Annotated in this window: 17 protein-coding genes; 1 reads left to right on the forward strand and 16 read right to left on the reverse strand. The window is 56.5% G+C overall.

The window, feature by feature from the left end; genetic code table 11:
• Nucleotides 1-10: 10 nt before the first annotated feature.
• From ccoN to aceA, 4 genes are all read right to left on the reverse strand, one after another.
• Nucleotides 11-1,498: a cytochrome-c oxidase, cbb3-type subunit I gene (gene ccoN / locus JYG33_RS06470; protein ID WP_207875177.1), complete on the reverse strand. Its 1,488-nt coding sequence runs from the start codon at nt 1,496-1,498 to the stop codon at nt 11-13.
• Nucleotides 1,499-1,680: 182 nt separating this feature from the next.
• The gene (gene ccoS / locus JYG33_RS06475) at nt 1,681-1,866 is read right to left on the reverse strand and encodes a cbb3-type cytochrome oxidase assembly protein CcoS (RefSeq protein ID WP_207875178.1); all 186 of its coding nucleotides are present in this window, start codon (nt 1,864-1,866) and stop codon (nt 1,681-1,683) included.
• 1 nt (nt 1,867) lies between these two features.
• On the reverse strand, nt 1,868-2,836 hold the full coding sequence (locus JYG33_RS06480) for a hypothetical protein (RefSeq protein ID WP_207875758.1): 969 nt from the start codon (nt 2,834-2,836) through the stop codon (nt 1,868-1,870).
• A 591-nt stretch (nt 2,837-3,427) separates the two neighbouring features.
• The gene (gene aceA / locus JYG33_RS06485; protein ID WP_207875179.1) at nt 3,428-4,735 is read right to left on the reverse strand and encodes an isocitrate lyase; all 1,308 of its coding nucleotides are present in this window, start codon (nt 4,733-4,735) and stop codon (nt 3,428-3,430) included.
• Between the two features lie 308 nt (nt 4,736-5,043).
• Between aceA and queF the strand changes: the two genes are divergently transcribed.
• The gene (queF, locus tag JYG33_RS06490; protein ID WP_207875180.1) at nt 5,044-5,871 is read left to right on the forward strand and encodes an NADPH-dependent 7-cyano-7-deazaguanine reductase QueF; all 828 of its coding nucleotides are present in this window, start codon (nt 5,044-5,046) and stop codon (nt 5,869-5,871) included.
• Between the two features lie 168 nt (nt 5,872-6,039).
• Here queF and JYG33_RS06495 read toward each other — a convergent pair whose 3' ends face one another.
• The 12 genes from JYG33_RS06495 to paaC form a co-directional block, all read right to left on the reverse strand.
• Nucleotides 6,040-7,290, reverse strand: coding sequence for an MFS transporter (locus JYG33_RS06495; RefSeq protein WP_207875181.1), 1,251 nt, complete (start codon nt 7,288-7,290; stop codon nt 6,040-6,042).
• A gap of 5 nt (nt 7,291-7,295) precedes the next feature.
• Complete coding sequence (gene pgsA / locus JYG33_RS06500; RefSeq protein WP_207875182.1) at nt 7,296-7,868, reverse strand: CDP-diacylglycerol--glycerol-3-phosphate 3-phosphatidyltransferase; 573 nt, start codon at nt 7,866-7,868, stop codon at nt 7,296-7,298.
• Between the two features lie 39 nt (nt 7,869-7,907).
• Nucleotides 7,908-9,731 carry an excinuclease ABC subunit UvrC gene (uvrC, locus tag JYG33_RS06505; protein ID WP_207875759.1) on the reverse strand — a complete coding sequence of 608 codons (1,824 nt, stop codon included), beginning with the start codon at nt 9,729-9,731 and terminating at the stop codon, nt 7,908-7,910.
• Complete coding sequence (nagZ, locus tag JYG33_RS06510; protein ID WP_207875183.1) at nt 9,694-10,749, reverse strand: beta-N-acetylhexosaminidase; 1,056 nt, start codon at nt 10,747-10,749, stop codon at nt 9,694-9,696. Before nagZ ends, uvrC begins: the two co-directional genes overlap by 38 nt.
• On the reverse strand, nt 10,746-11,204 hold the full coding sequence (gene acpS, locus JYG33_RS06515; RefSeq protein ID WP_207875184.1) for a holo-ACP synthase: 459 nt from the start codon (nt 11,202-11,204) through the stop codon (nt 10,746-10,748). The genes nagZ and acpS overlap by 4 nt, the downstream gene beginning before the upstream one ends.
• Before the next feature lie 130 nt (nt 11,205-11,334).
• Nucleotides 11,335-12,648 (reverse strand): phenylacetate--CoA ligase PaaK, encoded by a 1,314-nt coding sequence (gene paaK / locus JYG33_RS06520; RefSeq protein ID WP_207875185.1) that lies wholly within the window; start codon nt 12,646-12,648, stop codon nt 11,335-11,337.
• A 74-nt stretch (nt 12,649-12,722) separates the two neighbouring features.
• Nucleotides 12,723-13,184: a hydroxyphenylacetyl-CoA thioesterase PaaI gene (gene paaI / locus JYG33_RS06525; protein WP_207875186.1), complete on the reverse strand. Its 462-nt coding sequence runs from the start codon at nt 13,182-13,184 to the stop codon at nt 12,723-12,725.
• Entirely contained in the window at nt 13,184-13,975 is a 792-nt protein-coding gene (gene paaG, locus JYG33_RS06530) for a 2-(1,2-epoxy-1,2-dihydrophenyl)acetyl-CoA isomerase PaaG (RefSeq protein WP_042481663.1), read from the reverse strand. Before paaG ends, paaI begins: the two co-directional genes overlap by 1 nt.
• Nucleotides 13,976-13,989: 14 nt before the next feature.
• Nucleotides 13,990-15,654 carry a phenylacetic acid degradation protein PaaN gene (paaN, locus tag JYG33_RS06535; protein WP_207875187.1) on the reverse strand — a complete coding sequence of 555 codons (1,665 nt, stop codon included), beginning with the start codon at nt 15,652-15,654 and terminating at the stop codon, nt 13,990-13,992.
• An 83-nt stretch (nt 15,655-15,737) separates the two neighbouring features.
• Nucleotides 15,738-16,820, reverse strand: a complete 1,083-nt coding sequence (paaE, locus tag JYG33_RS06540; RefSeq protein WP_207875188.1) for a 1,2-phenylacetyl-CoA epoxidase subunit PaaE — start codon at nt 16,818-16,820, stop codon at nt 15,738-15,740.
• 4 nt (nt 16,821-16,824) lie between these two features.
• Entirely contained in the window at nt 16,825-17,325 is a 501-nt protein-coding gene (paaD, locus tag JYG33_RS06545; RefSeq protein WP_121740148.1) for a 1,2-phenylacetyl-CoA epoxidase subunit PaaD, read from the reverse strand.
• Nucleotides 17,326-17,330: 5 nt separating this feature from the next.
• Nucleotides 17,331-18,095 (reverse strand): 1,2-phenylacetyl-CoA epoxidase subunit PaaC, encoded by a 765-nt coding sequence (gene paaC / locus JYG33_RS06550; RefSeq protein WP_207875189.1) that lies wholly within the window; start codon nt 18,093-18,095, stop codon nt 17,331-17,333.
• Nucleotides 18,096-18,099 lie beyond the last annotated feature (4 nt).

An 18,099-nucleotide genomic window follows, 5' to 3' on the forward strand; every position in this document is an offset into this window, starting at 1 on the left:
GATTTACTCCTTAGGCCAGCAAAGTGGTTTGACCCACCAGCGCTGGATCGCGGGCGTCCGGATTCTTGAGAGGCACAACAGGGTTGATACCTTTCTCACCTGCACGAATGGTCAGGAACACGTTCCAGGACATCAGCAAGATACCGGCCACAAAGAAGGCGCCGCCCAAAGCACGGATTGCGTAGAAGGGGTACGTAGCCTTCACGACTTCCACGAAGCTGTAGGTCAAGGTGCCATCAATACCGGTAGCACGCCACATCAGACCTTGCATCACACCGGCAATCCACATCGCGGCGATATATAGCACCACGCCCAGGGTAGCCAGCCAGAAGTGCAGGTCGATCAAACGTGGACGGGCCATTTCCGTACGGCCGTACAGACGTGGGATCAGGTAGTACAGAGAACCGAAGGTAATCATGGCAACCCAGCCCAGCGCACCGGAGTGCACGTGACCAATGGTCCAGTCGGTGTAGTGCGACAGTGCATTCACTGTACGGATGGCCATCATGGAGCCTTCAAAGGTAGACATACCGTAGAAGGACAGCGCCACCACCATGAACTTCAGGATCGCGTCAGTACGCAGCTTGTGCCAGGCACCCGACATCGTCATGATCCCGTTGATCATGCCACCCCAGGAAGGAGCCAGCAGAATCAGGGAGAAGGTCATGCCCAGGGACTGGGTCCAGTCTGGCAAGGAGGTGTACAGCAAGTGGTGAGGACCGGCCCACATGTACGTAAAGCCCAGCGCCCAGAAGTGAACGATGGACAGACGGTACGAGTAGATAGGACGGTTGGCCTGTTTGGGGATGAAGTAGTACATCATGCCCAGGAACGAGGTCGTCAGGAAAAAGCCCACGGCGTTATGGCCGTACCACCACTGCACCATGGCGTCCTGAACACCCGCGTAAGCCGAGTAAGACTTCATGAAGCTGACGGGCAGTTCCAGGTTATTGAAAATGTGCAGTACGGCGATGGTGACGATGTACGAGCCAAAGAACCAGTTGGCCACATAAATGTGACGCACACGGCGCTTGACGATCGTGCCAAAGAACACAATGGCGTATGCCACCCAGACCAATGTGATCAGGATGTCGATGGGCCATTCCAGTTCGGCGTACTCTTTGGAGCTGGTGTAGCCCATAGGCAGCGTGATGACAGCGGCTACCAGCACGGCTTGCCAACCCCAGAAGGTGAAGGCTGCCAGCTTGTCGCTGAACAAACGGGCCTGACAGGTACGCTGCACCACATAGTAGGATGTCGCGAACAAGCCGGTGCCACCAAAGGCAAAAATCACAGCGTTAGTGTGCAGTGGACGCAAACGTCCAAAACTAAGCCACGGTGTGTCGAAATTGAGTTCTGGCCAAATCAACTGCAAGGCAATAAAGAGGCCTATTGCCATGCCGATGACGCCCCAAAATACGGTCATGATGGCGAACTGCCTCACAATCCCGTAATTGAAGACTTCGGCGTTATTTCCGACTGCATCGGAAGTGCCCATTTGCTTCCCCTAAACAAACATTGTTAATACAAGCGACAACAAGCTACATCATCCAGCAAGTCGGTAATTCGCTACTTGATGCTTATCAAAAAACTTTGGAAAGCACGCACTCGCGCGTGTTTCCGCCCCGCAGACTGTGTGTCGCCGACCATTTGCAGGGCTAAAAAACCAATCAGTAAGTATCAGGTATCGGGCGGACGCTTTACACCCGACAGGCTGGCCGTGGAGTCATCATCAAGCAAGATGGAATCAGCCGCATTGCCCGTATCTTCAAACTGACCGGCAAAAATAGCCCACCAGAATGCGATGCCAATGACAACGACCAGGAAAATGGAGATGGGGATCAGGACCAGCAAGGAGCCGAACATATCAGCCCTGCCTTGCTGCTGGACCGGTCCATTGCGCCGGCACCTCGCGGGTGCGGCTGCGATAGATGCGCCAGGAGTTGGCCGCAACGGCCAAAGAGGACACCAGCATGCTGACCGCGGCCAACCAGGGGGCCACAATGCCCAAGGCAGCCAAGGGTGTCATGAGCAAATGCCAGACAATCGAACCGTACAAGTTCTGACGGGCGATGCGACCGGTTTGCTGGGTCAATTGAACAACTTCAAATTCGTTCTTGGCGGGTCGTGCCAGTAAACCGGCATGGGCCGACGCCACAGCCGAGGGCACCGACATGGACATGGCACAGGGACAGCTCATGACCAGCATGGCGACCACAACGGGGACCACATGCGAAGGGTCCATCCAGTACCAGACCAGACCAAAGGCGGCAGCCAGCACCAGCTGAATACTGACGAACCAAAATGCCAGCGTATCGGAATGACCTGTCACGGACTGACGAAAGCGTTCGATCAGATCATGGGAGGCGGATTGCGTAACCGACTGGCGCGCACAAAGCTCCAGATAACGAGCGGTCAGCAAAAAGGCCACGAACATCGTGACCGAGTCGTAGTAGACCTCGCCTTGCTGGGTCCAGGTGTTATAGACGCTGGGCAGGAAGGCGCCAACAATACCCAAGGCCACCGGCACATCCATGCCAACGCGACCTTCGGACAGGCTTTTGACAGCCCCTTTCAGAATAGGCCAGGCACAGTACAGGACAACAGGCATGGTCAGGCACAGGCCTGCCCAGTTCATGAGCACGATGACTTGCGAGAGGGATTCAATGTCTTCAGGCCGGGTGCTGAAGGAGCGCATATAACCGGGGAAAGCAAACATCATCACCTGCATGGCCGCCAGCCATGCCAGACCCAAACGGGCTAAGGTGTGCCGCCGACGCGACCGCTGCTCATCAGTGAGAGGCTTGGGAAGAGAAAAAATCGAATATGCGCGCATGGAAGGACTATAAGCCACTGATATTTCTTCATTCTTGATTTAAATCAATACGACTTTGCTTCGATCCTATATCGTTGTCCTTATGCATCTTGTTCAGGCCGTTACCCCCCCAACACGGCGCTAACTGTTCAATGCTTTCAAGGCTGCTTATTGGCAGCCTTTTTTTTATTCCCTACCCGCAAGGTTGGACAAGAATTCCACACCCAACAATTCACCCTTGCGCGGCCAAAGTCTACCACGCCTTTCCCCTATGAGAATGCCTTGATTATCAAGAGTTTTCTTACCGAAATCACCCAGTCCTGAGAATGCAAATCAATTCATGGAAAGTTGAATCTTGAATATAAAAAGGGGGAACTCTTGCCGCCCGCTTTGGACGCCTTCCCGAGCTTGTTTTCAGGCGCAATAAACAGCCTTTTTGAGACCTATTCAAACCCGGTTTTACAAATATCAAGCCTTCAATTTTGATATTTTAAATATGTAGCTTTTAAGCAAAAGAATTAGAGATTCAAACAAAAAAGCAGCCCACCGACTGGAGCGTACGGTGGGCTGCCTGCAACCAGGAAAGGGGCTATCTACCCTTCCCTGTCCTGCTTATGCCTCGGACGGTGCAAACTGCTCGGCTTCTGTCGAACCAGCCAATGCGGTTGTCGAGGACTTACCGGCTTCAACTGTCTGTGTGACAGCATCAAAGTAGCCTGTACCCACTTCGCGCTGGTGCTTCACAGCGGTAAAGCCCAGTGGTGCAGCGGCGAACTCTTTTTCCTGCAACTGAACAAAGGCGCTCATCTGGTTGCGAGCGTAGCCGTGAGCCAGCTCGAACATGCCGTAGTTCAGTGCGTGGAAACCCGCCAGGGTGATGAACTGGAACTTGTAGCCCATGGCACCGAGCTCGCGCTGGAACTTGGCAATGGTGGCGTCGTCCAGGTTCTTCTTCCAGTTGAACGAAGGCGAGCAGTTGTAGGACAACATCTTGCCTGGGAACTGGCGATGAATGGCTTCGGCAAAACGACGGGCGTATTCCAGATCCGGCGTGGAAGTTTCGCACCAGACCAGATCAGCGTAAGGAGCGTAGGCCAGACCACGAGCAATGGCTTGATCCAGACCGGCGCGGGTACGGTAGAAACCCTCAACCGTACGCTCGTCCAGAATGAAAGGACGGTCGTATTCGTCGACATCGCTGGTGATCAGATCTGCAGCATCTGCGTCGGTACGGGCAACCAGAATCGTTGGCACATCCAGAACGTCAGCCGCCAGACGCGCAGCCACCAGCTTCGAGACAGCTTCACGTGTAGGCACCAGCACCTTGCCACCCAAGTGACCACACTTTTTGGCCGATGCCAGTTGGTCTTCAAAGTGAACGCCTGCAGCGCCAGCCACAATCATGGCTTTCATCAGTTCAAATGCGTTCAGCACGCCACCGAAACCGGCTTCTGCGTCGGCCACGATAGGAGCGAAGTAATCCACGTAGCCTTCGTCGCCTGGGTTCACCCCTTCCATCCACTGGATCTGATCACAGCGGGCCAGGGAGTTGTTGATGCGACGCACCACGGATGGCACCGAGTTAACGGGGTACAGCGATTGGTCAGGGTACATTTCGCCAGCGCTGTTGGCGTCGCCAGCCACTTGCCAACCCGACAAGTAAATTGCTTTCAAACCAGCCTTGACCTGTTGCATGGCCTGATTACCCGTCAGGGCGCCCAGTGCATTCACAAAGGGCTCCTGATTGATGGATTGCCACAGACGCTCAGCGCCACGGCGAGCCAGAGTGTGCTCCTCGACCAGAGAACCACGCAAACGAATCACTTCCTCAGCGGTGTAACCACGCTTGATACCTTGCCAGCGTGGATCTTCTGCCCAGCGTTTTTGCAAATTGCGGATCTCAGTTTCTCGAGCATTCATGATGGACTCCTAAGATGGATTTAACAGTGAACAAGATGACTACAGTCTACCCAAATGCTGCACCGCAACCATGTTTTCTATCTTATATAAGAGTAATTATTTTTTTGTTTAAAATCATATAGATAAATAATTAATTTCGAGATATGAAACGACTTACCTGTTTGTGAAATGAAAAACTGTGCGGCGCGACAGCCGTTTTTTGCATACTGAGACAAGGATTTCACAATGTGGGATAATCGCCTTTATACCGCCCGGTGGGCGCCTGCTCGCTGCACCGGTTTCCTGTTTTATTTCTGCAGCACCCGCCAATGAGCAACACCTCTCCTCTTAAAGACTCGCCTCTTGGGCACGATGTGGTTTATCCCACACAGTACGACCCTAGTGTCCTGTTTGGCATTGAGCGCTCCCTGAACCGCCAGGCGCTTCACGTTCCCGAGCAATGGCATGGCGCCGATATCTGGAACGGTTACGAGATCTCCTGGCTCAATCCCAAAGGCAAACCTGTGGTTGCCCTGGCCCGGTTCGTAATTCCCTGGAATAGCCCACGCATCATCGAGTCCAAATCCTTCAAGCTCTATCTGAATTCGTTCAACGATGAAGTCGTGGAAGACTGGAACAGCCTTGTTCAGCGCATGGAGCAGGACTTAAGCGCCGTGGCAGGCGCAGCCGTTCATGTGACGCTGCTCCCTCTTGGCGCCTTAAATGGCCAGCCCATTGCCCAATTGGAAGGCCACTGCATTGACGAACTGGATATCAGCATTCAGGACTACACGCCTCAAAGCGGCCTGCTGACATGCCTGCCAAACGCTCCCATCGTGACCGAGTCCCTGGTCTCTGACCTGCTCAAGTCCAATTGCCCGGTAACTGGCCAGCCAGATTGGGGTAGCGTGCAAGTGCGTTACACCGGCCCACAGATCGACCCAGCGTCCTTGCTGCGTTACATCGTCTCCCTGCGCCGCCATACCGAGTTCCACGAACATTGTGTGGAGCGCCTGTTTAGCGATATTCAGCAAAGCTGTCAGCCCGAGCGTTTGCTGGTGTACGCCCGTTATACCCGCCGCGGTGGTCTGGACATCAACCCCTGGCGTAGCAGCCATGCTGATAGCGTTGACGAGCCACGACTGGCTCGTCAATGATCTCTATCTAGTTGGGTTCAGAAAAAGCAGAGAAGCCAGACGCTTTTCTGCGACCTCAGCATCAAGCTCTGTCTTGGAACAGGGCAAGAAAAAACCCCAAAAACACAATACGTTTTTGGGGTTTTCTTTTAGAGCAGCTTGAGGCGGCTAGTCCTCTCACTCAGCGAATCAGGATTTGCTGGCACGACTTACCGTAGAAGCCACATACACGGCCAGACCGGCTGCAGTCCAATATCCAATGGCCGCTCCGTACCAGGGGGCCTGGGTCAAACCCACGTCCAGCAGCAAACCAAAGCCGACTGGTGCCATGGACGAACCCACATCCATCCCCGAATACACCAGGCCATACACCGCCCCGGTCGAACCTTTAGGGGTGACGCGGCGGATCAGCATATCGCGCGATGGCGAGGCAATACCGGAACAAAAGCCAGCCGCCCCCACCACAAACAGCGCCAGGGAAGGCATCACCCACCCTGCCCCCAATACCAGGAGCAAGGCCCCCGATACGCATAGGGAAGCAAAGACGATGAGTTCCGAGCGCGGGGTCGTGGAAGCAATAAAGCCACCTACAAACATGCCTGCTGCCGAGGCCAGCATAAAGCCGGACAGTGCGGTACCCGCCACCACCTTATCAATACCGTAGGTGTTATGCAGCATGGGGATGGTGTAGTTCTGCACCACCGCCATCGCGGCCGTCGCAAAAGCAAAAAACAAGAAGGCGCCCCACAAGGAGGAACGCGACAGCAAGGTGGACAAGGTCGTCCAGACCGACTCTTTGCTTTGCGGCCGGGCCTGTGTACCACCTGCAACCGTCCGCCCTGCCAGGGCATCCCGGTTCAGCAGCACCAGCACCAGAATCGACGCAATCAAGGCGGCTGCTGCCAGCACTGCTACGCGCCAGTTGAAGTAAATCGTCAAGCTTGTGATAAAGACAGGCGTCAGCGCCCAGCCCAGGTTTCCGGTCAAGCCGTGCGCGCTAAAGGCATGGCCCAGACGAGCCGGACTGACACGGTGATTCAAAATGGAGTAATCCACCGGATGAAACACGGCATTGCCCACACCACCGATCAAGGCCGCCGCCAGCAACATGCCATAGCCATTGGCCGTCCCGATCAGCAAGGCCGCGACCACAAAACAGGACAGCCCCACTTTCAGTACCGGCAAGGCACCAATGCGATCAACCAGAAAACCCGAAGAAGCCTGCCCAAAACAGGACACCAGATAAAAGGTGGTGACCAGGCCACCCAGGGTCAGGAAGTCGTAGCCAAACTCCTGGCCCAGGGAGATATACAGCGTAGGCAGAATGAGCTGAAAGAAGTGCGAACTGGCGTGTGCGATACCGATAACGCCAATAACCCGCCAGTCCTGTGAACCATCAGGCCCCGCCCCATCCAGCGTCGTTGTTGATGAATTAGCCATTTGTCTCAGAGTTGCTTTTTCTTGATTTCCGGCCAGGCCTTTTGCAGGTAATAGCACATGGACCAGACCGTCAGGACCGCGGCCACAATAATCAGGGCTTGCCCAATAATCCGTGTTGGCAACCCCATGACGGGGGACCAGTACAGCAGACAAGGAATGGCAACCATTTGCGCGGCGGTTTTGAATTTACCCAAGCGATGCACTGCCACACTACCACTGGCACCAATCTTGGCCATCCATTCCCGCAACGCCGAAATGGTGATTTCGCGGCCAATAATAATCAGGGCGATAAAGGCATCGACACGACCCAGGTCCAGCAAAACCAGCAAAGCGGCGCTGACCATGAGCTTGTCGGCGACGGGGTCCAGGAAGGCCCCGAATGAGGACGTCTGGTTCCAGCGTCGAGCCAGCCAACCGTCAAACCAGTCCGTTGCGGCGGCCACGATAAACACGGAGGCGGCCCACAGATCGCGTGTCTCCATCGTCAGCCAATGCTCTGGCAAATAAAACAGGGCGACGATCAAGGGGATCAGAACGATACGAAGCCACGTCAGGGCAATGGGCAGATTAAAAGGCATAGCTTGGATACCAACCTAATTTAAAACAAAGGCTCTCGCCTATCGTAAAGCATGATAAATGCGTTCGGCCAGTTCAGTAGATATTCCATCAACCGCACTAAGCTCATCAATACTTGCATCGGCAACGCCGCTAAAACCACCAAAGCGAGCCAGCAAACGCTGACGCCGTTTAGCGCCAATCCCGTCAATATCTTCCAGGCGTGACACATTGCGCGTTTTGGCACGTTGGGCACGCATGCCCGTAATGGCAAAACGGTGCGCTTCATCACGCACCTGCGCGACCAGCATCAGTGCCGCAGACTCCACGCCCAAAGCCACAGGCGGGCGATCATCGGCAAACACCAGGGTTTCCAGACCTACTTTACGCTTTTCCCCCTTGGCAACACCGACCAGGACGTGAATATCCAGGCCCAGTTCCACAAAAACCTGGCGGGCAATTTCAACCTGGCCCTTGCCACCGTCAATCAAAACAATGTCCGGCAAAGGTGCCAAACCTTCGGCAACCCGCGAGAAACGTCGGTTCAGCACTTGGCGCATGGCCGCGTAATCGTCACCCGGCGTGATGCCTGCAATGTTGTAGCGGCGATAAAGCGAGTTCTGCATTTCGTGGTGTTTATAAACCACACAGGAGGCCTGGGTGGCCTCCCCCGCCGTATGGCTGATGTCAAAACATTCGATGTGCAGGGTATCGAGCTGGGCCTCGTCCAGATCCAATTGCAGGGCTTCGGCCAGGGCTCGGGTACGGTCGGCACGGGCGGTGGATTCGCTCAACACTCGGGCCAGTGCCAGACCGGCGTTCTTGGTGGCCTGCTCCAGCCAGATCTTGCGCACCCCTTGCGGGCGCACGACAACACGCGCTTTTACGCCCGTTTGCTCGGCCAGCAGTGGCATCAGGTCCGCATCGGGCAAAGCGTGCGAACAGACCAGAACCGGCGGCATGCGGCGTTCCAGGTAGTGCTGGGCGATAAATGCCGCCAACACATCACTGGGAGTGTCATCGTTGATTTGTGTAGGGAAGAAAGCGCGGTCACCCAGGTGACGGCCACCGCGCACCATGGCCAGATTCACACAGAACTTACCGCCCGCGTTCAGAACCACAATAATATCTACGTCTTCCTTGCCCACCTGCTCCATGCTTTGCTGCTGCAGCACGGCCGACAAGGCTTTCATCTGGTCACGCAGGGCCGCCGCCTGCTCAAAGTCCAGGGAATCAGACGCCTGCATCATGCGCTCTTGCAACTCGCCCAGAATTTCCGCCGTATTGCCGTCCAGAAAACTGATCGCGCGCTGCACGTCGAGCTGATACTGCTCAGGTGAGATCAGGTTCACACAGGGGGCCGAACAGCGTCCGATCTGATGCAGCAAACAGGGACGGCTGCGGTTGGCGTAGACGCTGTCTTCACAGGTACGCAGGCGGAACACCCGTTGCAGAATCTGTATGGTTTCGCGCACCGCCCAGGAATTGGGATAAGGGCCGAAGAAATGTCCCTTCCCGCTGGTACTGCCCCGGTAATAGGCAATACGCGGCGCCTGGTGGGCGCTGATCATCAGGTAGGGGTAGGACTTGTCGTCCCGGAAAAGAATGTTGTAGCGCGGCCGTAGACGCTTGATGAGGTTATTTTCCAGCAGCAAGGCCTCGGCCTCGCTGCGGGTCACAGTGACCTCGATGCGCGCGACGCGCGCCACCATATGGGCAATACGGGGACTGCTCAGCGTTTTCTGGAAGTACGAGCTGACACGGCGCTTGAGATCACGCGCCTTGCCCACATACAGTACCTCGCCCTGATCGTCGATATGCCGGTACACGCCCGGCAGATTCGGCAGATCAGACAGATAGGATTTTAGATTGAAGTCCGCGGGCATATTGATAGTGTTCATCCGCTTGCAAAGCGTCCCAATCCAAAGCTGGCGTCGTAGGCATCAGACGACGAATGCGATTTTGCGATTCCTCGGAAATCGTGAAATCCAGGCGCGACAGCAAATCGTCTGCCAGGTCTGGGCGATTGCACACCAGCACCATATCGCAACCCGCCCCCAGAGCGGCCTGGGCACGAGCCAGGATGTCGCCAACAACGGTGGCGCCTTCCATGGTCAGGTCGTCGGAGAAAATCACGCCGTCATAAGCCAGCGCCTTGCGCAGTACACGTTGAATCCAGTAGGGCGAGAAACCGGCAGGCAGCGGGTCTACCTTGGAGTAGATCACGTGAGCGGGCATCACCGATGGCAGTTGCAAGGTGCCCAGCCAGCCATAGGGGGCGGCATCCTCGTCCAGAATTTCTTCCAGCGTACGCTCATCAACCGGAATTTCGTGGTGTGAATCCGCCTCTACACCGCCATGACCGGGAAAGTGCTTGCCGCAAGCGGCCATACCCGCCTTGTTCAAACCACGAATCAGGCCAGCGGCCAGCATGGAGACGGCACGAGGGCTGCGGTGGAAAGAGCGGTCGCCAATTACCTTGCTGACACCCCAATCCAGATCCAGAACGGGCGTGAAACTCATGTCCACGCCACACGCGCGCAGCTCGGCTGCCAGCACGTAGCCTGTGTCTGCGGCAACAGCAGCCGCCTTGACCGCGTCACGGGTCCAGAGCTGTCCTAGCTGGCTCATGGCGGGCAAGGTCGTGAAACCGTCTTCGCGAAAACGCTGAACGCGGCCACCTTCGTGGTCCACAGCGATCAGCAAGGGCTCGTTACGCGCTTCGTGAATGGACTGACACAAAGCAGTCAGTTGGGCACGGTTTTCAAAGTTGCGGCTGAACAGGATCACGCCACCCACCAAAGGATGACGCAGGCGCTCGCGCTCCTGATCCGTCAGGACCATGCCCTGCACGTCCACCATGACTGGGCCCGGAGGCAATACGGCTTGCGAGGAAGAACTCATTTAGTGTCAGACTCAGCTAAGGATAAGGAAGGGATGGCAGGCGCTTTGACTTCCAGCACAACAAAGGCCATGGCCATATCAGACTCGTCGGTCAGGGAAATATGAACAGCCCCGTAGCGGGCATCAAACCAGCTTTGCAGATCTGCGGACAGGCGCACCACCGGGCGGCCGCCCGGTGCATTCAGGGTTTGCATGCGCGACCAGGCCATAGGCATGCGCATTCCCAGGCCCACGGCTTTGGAAAAGGCTTCTTTGGCTGCAAAACGGGTGGCCAGATAACGCAGACCACGCACCGGATCACGTGCCTGACGGCGGGCGTAGACTTCGCGCTCTTGCTCGCCCAGGATGCGCTTTACAAAGCGATCACCATGACGAGCCAAGGCGCGCTCGATCCGGTCAATACGGATCAGGTCGGTGCCGATGCCGGCAATCAAACCGGGCTGTATTGGGGGCATGATGTTATCGAAAAAAAAACGCAAAAACGGCCTGCGCCGCCTACCAGCTTGCAATGATACCGTGAGAGCGCCGAATACAAAAACGGCCCTGCCTGGGCAGAGCCGTTTTTTTACTTCAGGCCAGGTACGTTCAGAACGCGCGTTTGTCGATCACACGTTTGGCTTTACCTGTCACGGTACGCTCCACCATGCCGGAGGACTGCACACGGATACGTGCGCTGACCCCGATAAAGGTCTTGATAGAGTGAGTCAAGCGACGAGCCAGTTGCTCGCGCTGGGCTTCATTCAAATGATTGAACTCGGCACGCACTTCCACCAGAATTTCCAGCTCGTCCATATTGCCGTTACGGCTCAGAACCAATTGGTATTGGGCGGCCAGCTCAGGCATTTTCAGAACCAGTTCTTCGACCTGGGTCGGGAACAGGTTCACGCCACGCACAATCAGCATATCGTCACTGCGGCCAGTGATCTTGCCGATGCGGCGCATGCTGCGCGAAGTGGGTGGCAACAGTTGCGTCAGGTCGCGAGTGCGGTAGCGAATGACGGGCATGGCTTCTTTGCTCAAGGAGGTGAAGACCAGCTCACCGCTTTCGCCCTCAGCCACCGGTTCGCCGGTTTCAGGGTTGATGATTTCGGGGTAGAAATGGTCTTCCCAGACCACTGGGCCGTCCTTGCTTTCCACACACTCCATGGCCACGCCTGGGCCCATTACTTCGGACAGACCGTAAATATCTACCGCATCGATACCGGCACGCTGCTCGATATCCAGACGCATCTGGCCTGTCCAGGGCTCGGCACCAAAAATACCGATGCGCAGGGAGGTGTCACGTGGGTCCATGCCCTGGCGCTCGATCTCTTCCACGATATTGCAGAAGTACGAAGGGGTCACCAGAATCACGTCGGGACGGAAATCCTGAATCAACTGAACTTGTTTTTCAGTCTGGCCACCGGACATGGGGACCACGGTACAACCCAGGCGCTCTGCACCGTAATGCGCACCCAGACCGCCCGTGAACAAGCCATAGCCGTAAGCCACGTGGGCGATATCGCCAGGACGAGCACCGGCCGCCCACATGGAGCGGGCAAACAGATCGGCCCAGGTGGAAATGTCATTGGCGGTGTAACCGACCACGGTAGGTTTACCAGTGGTGCCGCTGGAAGCATGAACGCGTGCTACCTGTTCGCGGGGAACCGCAAACATCTTGAAGGGGTAGTTATCACGCAAGTCTTGCTTGGTCGTGAAGGGAAACTTGGAAATATCCGACAGTTGCTTCAAATCATCGGGATGCACGCCCGCTTCATCAAATTTCTGCCGGTAATGCGGCACATTGTCGTAAGCATGCTTCAACGTCCACTTCAGACGTTCCAGTTGCAAGTTACGGATTTCGTCAACACTTGCATGCTCGATGGCATCGCGGCCAACCTGTTCTTTAATTGCTGTCATGGTGTACTCCTGCCCTGCCGCTGGTGTGGTACTTCCGACCCCCCCGGGTCCACAGGGTATGTATCTTCAAAAAGTTATTTTTTCTCAATTCCGCCCAGTACCGTGCCATTCAGCCGGTACGAGCGCCCACGGAACAAGGCAATACGCTTGTCGTTCTGGTTGACCACTTCGATGTCATACACACCAGTGCGACCTGCCAGGGAGGCCTCGACAGCGCGAGCCGTCAGGACATCCCCTTCAAAGGCAGGTGCCAGGTAATCGATGGTGCAACCTGAAGCAACGGTCGGTGCATTGCGAGAATTGCAGGCAAACGCAAACGTGCTGTCAGCCAAAGCAAAAATGAAACCACCGTGACAGGTCTTGTGGCCGTTAAGCATGTCGGCGCGGACCGTCATGCTCATATTGGCCGCACCGGGTGCCACGGTATCCAGGCTCAGGCCCAGAGCCTGGGATGCCTGGTCATTGCCATACATATGCTCGCTGACCTGTTGGGCCAGCGCTTGTGGATCTTCAACAGCAAGTGCGTTGCTTTGCATCACTTTCCTTTGAATTGGGGGGCACGTTTGCCCAGGAATGCATTAACACCCTCGCGATAATCCTCGGATGCACCCAGCTCACGCATCAGATCGCGCTCCAGGTCCAACTGCTGATCAAGCGAATGGGCATCACTGGCATAAATCGCTTTCTTGGCATAGGCCAGACCTTTGGTCGGCGCCTGCGCAAAATGGGCAGCCAGCTCGTTCAGGCGAGCCTGGAACGCGTCATCGTCGACACATTCCCAGATCAGGCCCCACTGAGCCGCCTGCTCGGCCGAGAGCTTATCGCCCAGCAAAGACAGACCCATGGCGCGTGCCGTACCCACCAGACGCGGCAAGAAGAAAGTACCGCCGGTATCAGGCAGCAGGCCCAGACGGCAGAAAGGCTGGATGAAGCTGGCCGAGCGAGTGGCGATCACGATGTCACCGGCCAAGGCCAGGTTGGCCCCGGCACCGGCGGCCACACCATTCACACCCACTACAACGGGAGCCGCCAGCGCGCGCAGACGACGCACCAGGGGTGCGTAGTATTTTTCGATGGTGCCACCCAGATCCACGGGAGCATCACCGGCGCTCATCTGACGCTCGGACAAATCCTGACCCGCGCAAAAGCCACGGCCATTACCCGTCAGAATCAGTACGCGCAGATCCGCGCACTGTTCGACTTTATCCAGCGCCTGAGCCAGCTCACCGTGCATATCGGCCGTAAAGCTGTTGAGCTTGTCGGGACGATTCAAGGTAATGCGTGCTACGCCATTTTCTAGCTGAAATTGAATACTTTGGTCAGTCACCTGGCCACCCTCCTTTAGAAATGCCAGCGAGTCTGAACGACACGGAAACGGTTAGCGACATAGGCCGAATCCGACAAGGATGCGTTGGCAGCCGGGTTGGCGCCCGTGCCGTGGAAGTCGCTATAGGCTGCAGTCTGGTTAATGAACACAGCGCCGGTCAGGTTCAGGGACAGGGACACGCCGGAACGCTCGGCCATACGCTGAATCTTGGCAGTCACAGCATCATCGGTGCTGTAAGCCGACAAGGTCAGTGCGCCGTGCTCGATCACGTTGCGACCTGCCACTTCAATGCTTTGCTCGGTCGAATCGGTTTGCACCACAAACACGATGGGGCCAAACCATTCTTGCTGGATTTCAGGCTGGTCCACACGGGCCTGCAAAACCAGCGGTGTGCGTACGCGGGCACCGGGGAATGCGGGGTGTTCCAGCGTCTGGCTGTCAGCCAGGATAGGCATGCCCAGTTGGCGAGCCTGATCAATACGCTGTGCGCAAGCGTCGTTTTGCACGGCGCCGGTAATTTCAACGGCACGGGCCGGGTCAGACACCAGTTTTTGTACAGCTAGAGCTAGGCCTTGAGCCACTTCATCAAAGCTCATCACGCCGTCGGCCGTACGGATACCATCGCGAGGCACGTAGATGTTCTGAGGAGCGGTACACATCTGGCCGGAGTACAGCGCAAAGGAGAAAGCCAGGTTGCGGGCAACGGCCTTGAAATCTTCAACCGAATCAATAATGACCTGGTTCACACCGGCTTTTTCGGTATAGACCAACGCGTGGCGGGCGTTTTCTTCCAGCCAGTTACCGTTTTGGCTGCTGCCGGTAAAGTCGATCAGCTTGACGGCCTTGTGCATCGCCAGTTGCTGTGCGGTATCTTCCGAAGGGTCGTGAGCGGCCAGCAAGACCACATTCGGATTGAAACCGGCTTCAGCCAGCACTTCGCGAGCGATCGCAACGGTAATAGCCAAAGGCAGGATTGCACCAGGGTGCGGCTTCACAATTACCGTGTTACCGGTTGCCAGGGAAGCAAACAGGCCGGGGTAACCGTTCCAGGTCGGGAAGGTGGAGCAACCAATCACCAGACCAATGCCACGGGGCACCACTTTGAACTGCTTCTTCATCTGGATGGGATCGTGCTTGCCCTGAGGCTTGATCCAGTCAACCAGACCGGGAATGCGAGACATTTCCTGCCAGGCGTAGGCCACGGCTTCCAGTGCGCGTTCCTGAGCGTGAGGACCACCAGCCTGGAAAGCCATCATGAAGCCCTGACCCGTGGTGTGCTGCACAGCGTGCGCAATCTCGAAGCTGCGCTGATTCAGACGATGCAGAATTTCCAGGCAGATACCGACCCAGGCTTGTGGGCCCGCGTCACGCCAGCTATCCAGCGCCAGTTGCGACTGGGCCAGCAATTGGTCCACTGGCACTTTGGGGTAGCGGATGCCCAGATCAAAACCAAAAGGCGATTGCTCATTGCCCACCTCACCTTGTGCGCCTTCCAGCGTCAAAGGAAAGGCCTTGCCACGGTAGGCTTCAAAAGCAGCCTGACCATCCTGAGCCGCGGTTTCACCATAGGCGCGCGGGCTGGGATTTTCAGGGTAAGCGCTCCAGAAGTTGCGCTCCAGAATACTGCTCAAAGCGTGATCCAGCGTCGCCTGATGCGTCTTGAAAAAATCTGCTGCCATACAATGTGCTCCTGAAACTAGTAGGACGCCAAGCTGGGAAGCTGGCGTCCAGATTCTTGAAAAACCGCTTGTTTGCTGCGGTCTTAGGTTTCCTGATCGAAGTCAATGACCACCCGGTCGGTGACCGGGAAGCTTTGACAACTGAGCACGAAACCGCGGGCTACTTCGTAATCTTCCAGTGCAAAGTTGGCGTCCATGTCCACTTCGCCCTCTACCACTTTGCAACGGCAGGTGGAACAAACCCCACCTTTACAGGAGTAAGGCAATTCCAGCCCTTGCTCCAGCGCCGCGTCCAAAATACTGCTGTTGCTCTTGCTGATGGTCAGGTTGCGGGTGATGCCGTCCTGAATCACGGTCAGCTCGCACTCTTCCTTGCCCGGAGCCTTGCGCGACTCCTCGCCCGTACGCAGGGCACGGGGGCCTTTAGGCGCACCAAACAGCTCGAACTTGATCTGGGATTTTTCCAGGCCATTTTCCTGCAAGGCAGCGACTACCTGCTCGCTCATGTCCTGGGGACCGCAGACAAAGGCCACATCCACACTGCTGGGATCAAACCATTGCTGCATCAACTGGCGTACTTTTTCGCCATCCAGACGACCATTGAAGAGGTCAATATCCTGCGTTTCCCGGCTCATGATATACACGATGGAGAAACGTTCCATATAGGTGTTTTTCAGGTCCTCGATCTCTTCGCGGAACATGATGGCCGAGGAAGCACGGTTACCGAAAAACAGCGTGAAAGTGGAATTAGCCTCGGTATCCAGCGCGGTTTTCACCAGCGACAGAATCGGCGTGATTCCGCTACCCACCGCAAAGGCAGCGTAACGGTGAGCCTGGCTGGGATCAAAGTCCACAGTGAAATTGCCATCCGGTGGCATCACTTCCAGGGAAGCTCCCGCCTCCAGATTGCTATTCGCCCAGGTGGAGAACGCACCATCATTCACACGCTTGATCGCCACACGCAGCAAACGGTCGTGCGGCGCCGCACAGATCGAATAGGAGCGACGCAGTTCCTGGCCGTCCAGATGGGTACGCAAGGTCAGGTACTGACCGGGGCGGAACTGAAACACATCCTGCAAATCGTCGGGCACGGTAAAGGCCACCACCACGGCGTCGCGGGTGCTGCGGGAGACCGAGGCCACAGGAAGAGAATAAAACTGACTCATAGGACTAATGCGCCTTAAAGTAATCGAATGGTTCACCGCAGCTAATGCAGCGATACAGCGCCTTACAGGGTGTGGAGCCAAACTGGCTGATCACCCGTGTATGCGTGGACCCGCATTGAGGACAGGCCACCACGGGCGCCTCGGGCTGACGGAGCAAACCAGAAATATCAACCGCATTTTGGGCTGGAGGAGCGATGCCGTAATCGCGCAAGGCCAGCTTGCCCTGCTCGCTCATCCAATCGGTCGTCCAGGCCGGAGACAACTTGGTATCCACCCGAACCTGCTCGATACCGGCCTGCTGCAAAGCCTGCTCAATGGAGTGGCTCATCTCGTACATCGCCGGACAACCGGAGTAGGTCGGTGTGATGGTGACCACACACACGCCCTCCTCCCAGTTCACATCACGCACAATGCCCAGGTCCAGCAAGGAGATCACGGGGATCTCCGGATCGGGAACCGTAGCCAATACGTGCATGACCTGCTCGGTGCTCCAGGTCTGTGTCATGACGATCACCAGCGAGCGTCGGGGTACATACGTGGCAGATGCTGCATTTCTGCCAGCAGAAACCCTAACGCTTCCGTGTGACGGCCTTGCGGGCCACCGCGATACGCTTTGTGCTGAGCATCCTGCTCGGCCGGGCAACGCAAGGTGGCGCGTTCCAGCACAGACTGAATGTAAGCCAGGCAAGGCTCCCACAGGCTGGCCATCAAGGGCACGGCCTGACGCTGGGCCAGTTCCTCGGTGACTTCGTCATCCAGGAACAATTCGCCGGTGTAGTACCAGGCCTCATCAATCGCTTGTTGCATGCGCTGATGGCTTTCTGGCGTACCGTCGCCCAGACGCACGATCAAATCGGTCGAGCGGCGCAGGTGATACAGCACTTCTTTATGCCCTTTCTGAGCAATGGCACGAATCTGCTCGTCACTGGATTCGACCAACTGCTCCAGCAAGAAGCAATGCCAGGCATCAAACAGGAATTGACGTGCCAGGGTTTCGCCGTAATGACCGTTTTCACGCTCGACCAACAGGTAGTTGGTGTACTCATGCACATCACGGTGATAAGCCAGACGATCTTCGTCACGGCCCTGACCTTCGGTCTCGCCAGCCAGTGTCAGCCACATGCGGGCCTGACCCAGCAAGTCCAGTGCGGTATTGGCACAGGCCAGCTCTTCTTCCAGTGCCGGACCGTGGCCCGTCCACTCACCCAGACGCTGAGCCAGCACCAGGTTGGAATCGCCCATGCGCAGGGCGTAGGAAAATAAGGCTTTATCCATACCG

The organism is Alcaligenes sp. SORT26 (assembly GCF_017377875.1).
GTDB classification, from domain to species: Bacteria; Pseudomonadota; Gammaproteobacteria; order Burkholderiales; family Burkholderiaceae_B; genus Alcaligenes; species Alcaligenes parafaecalis.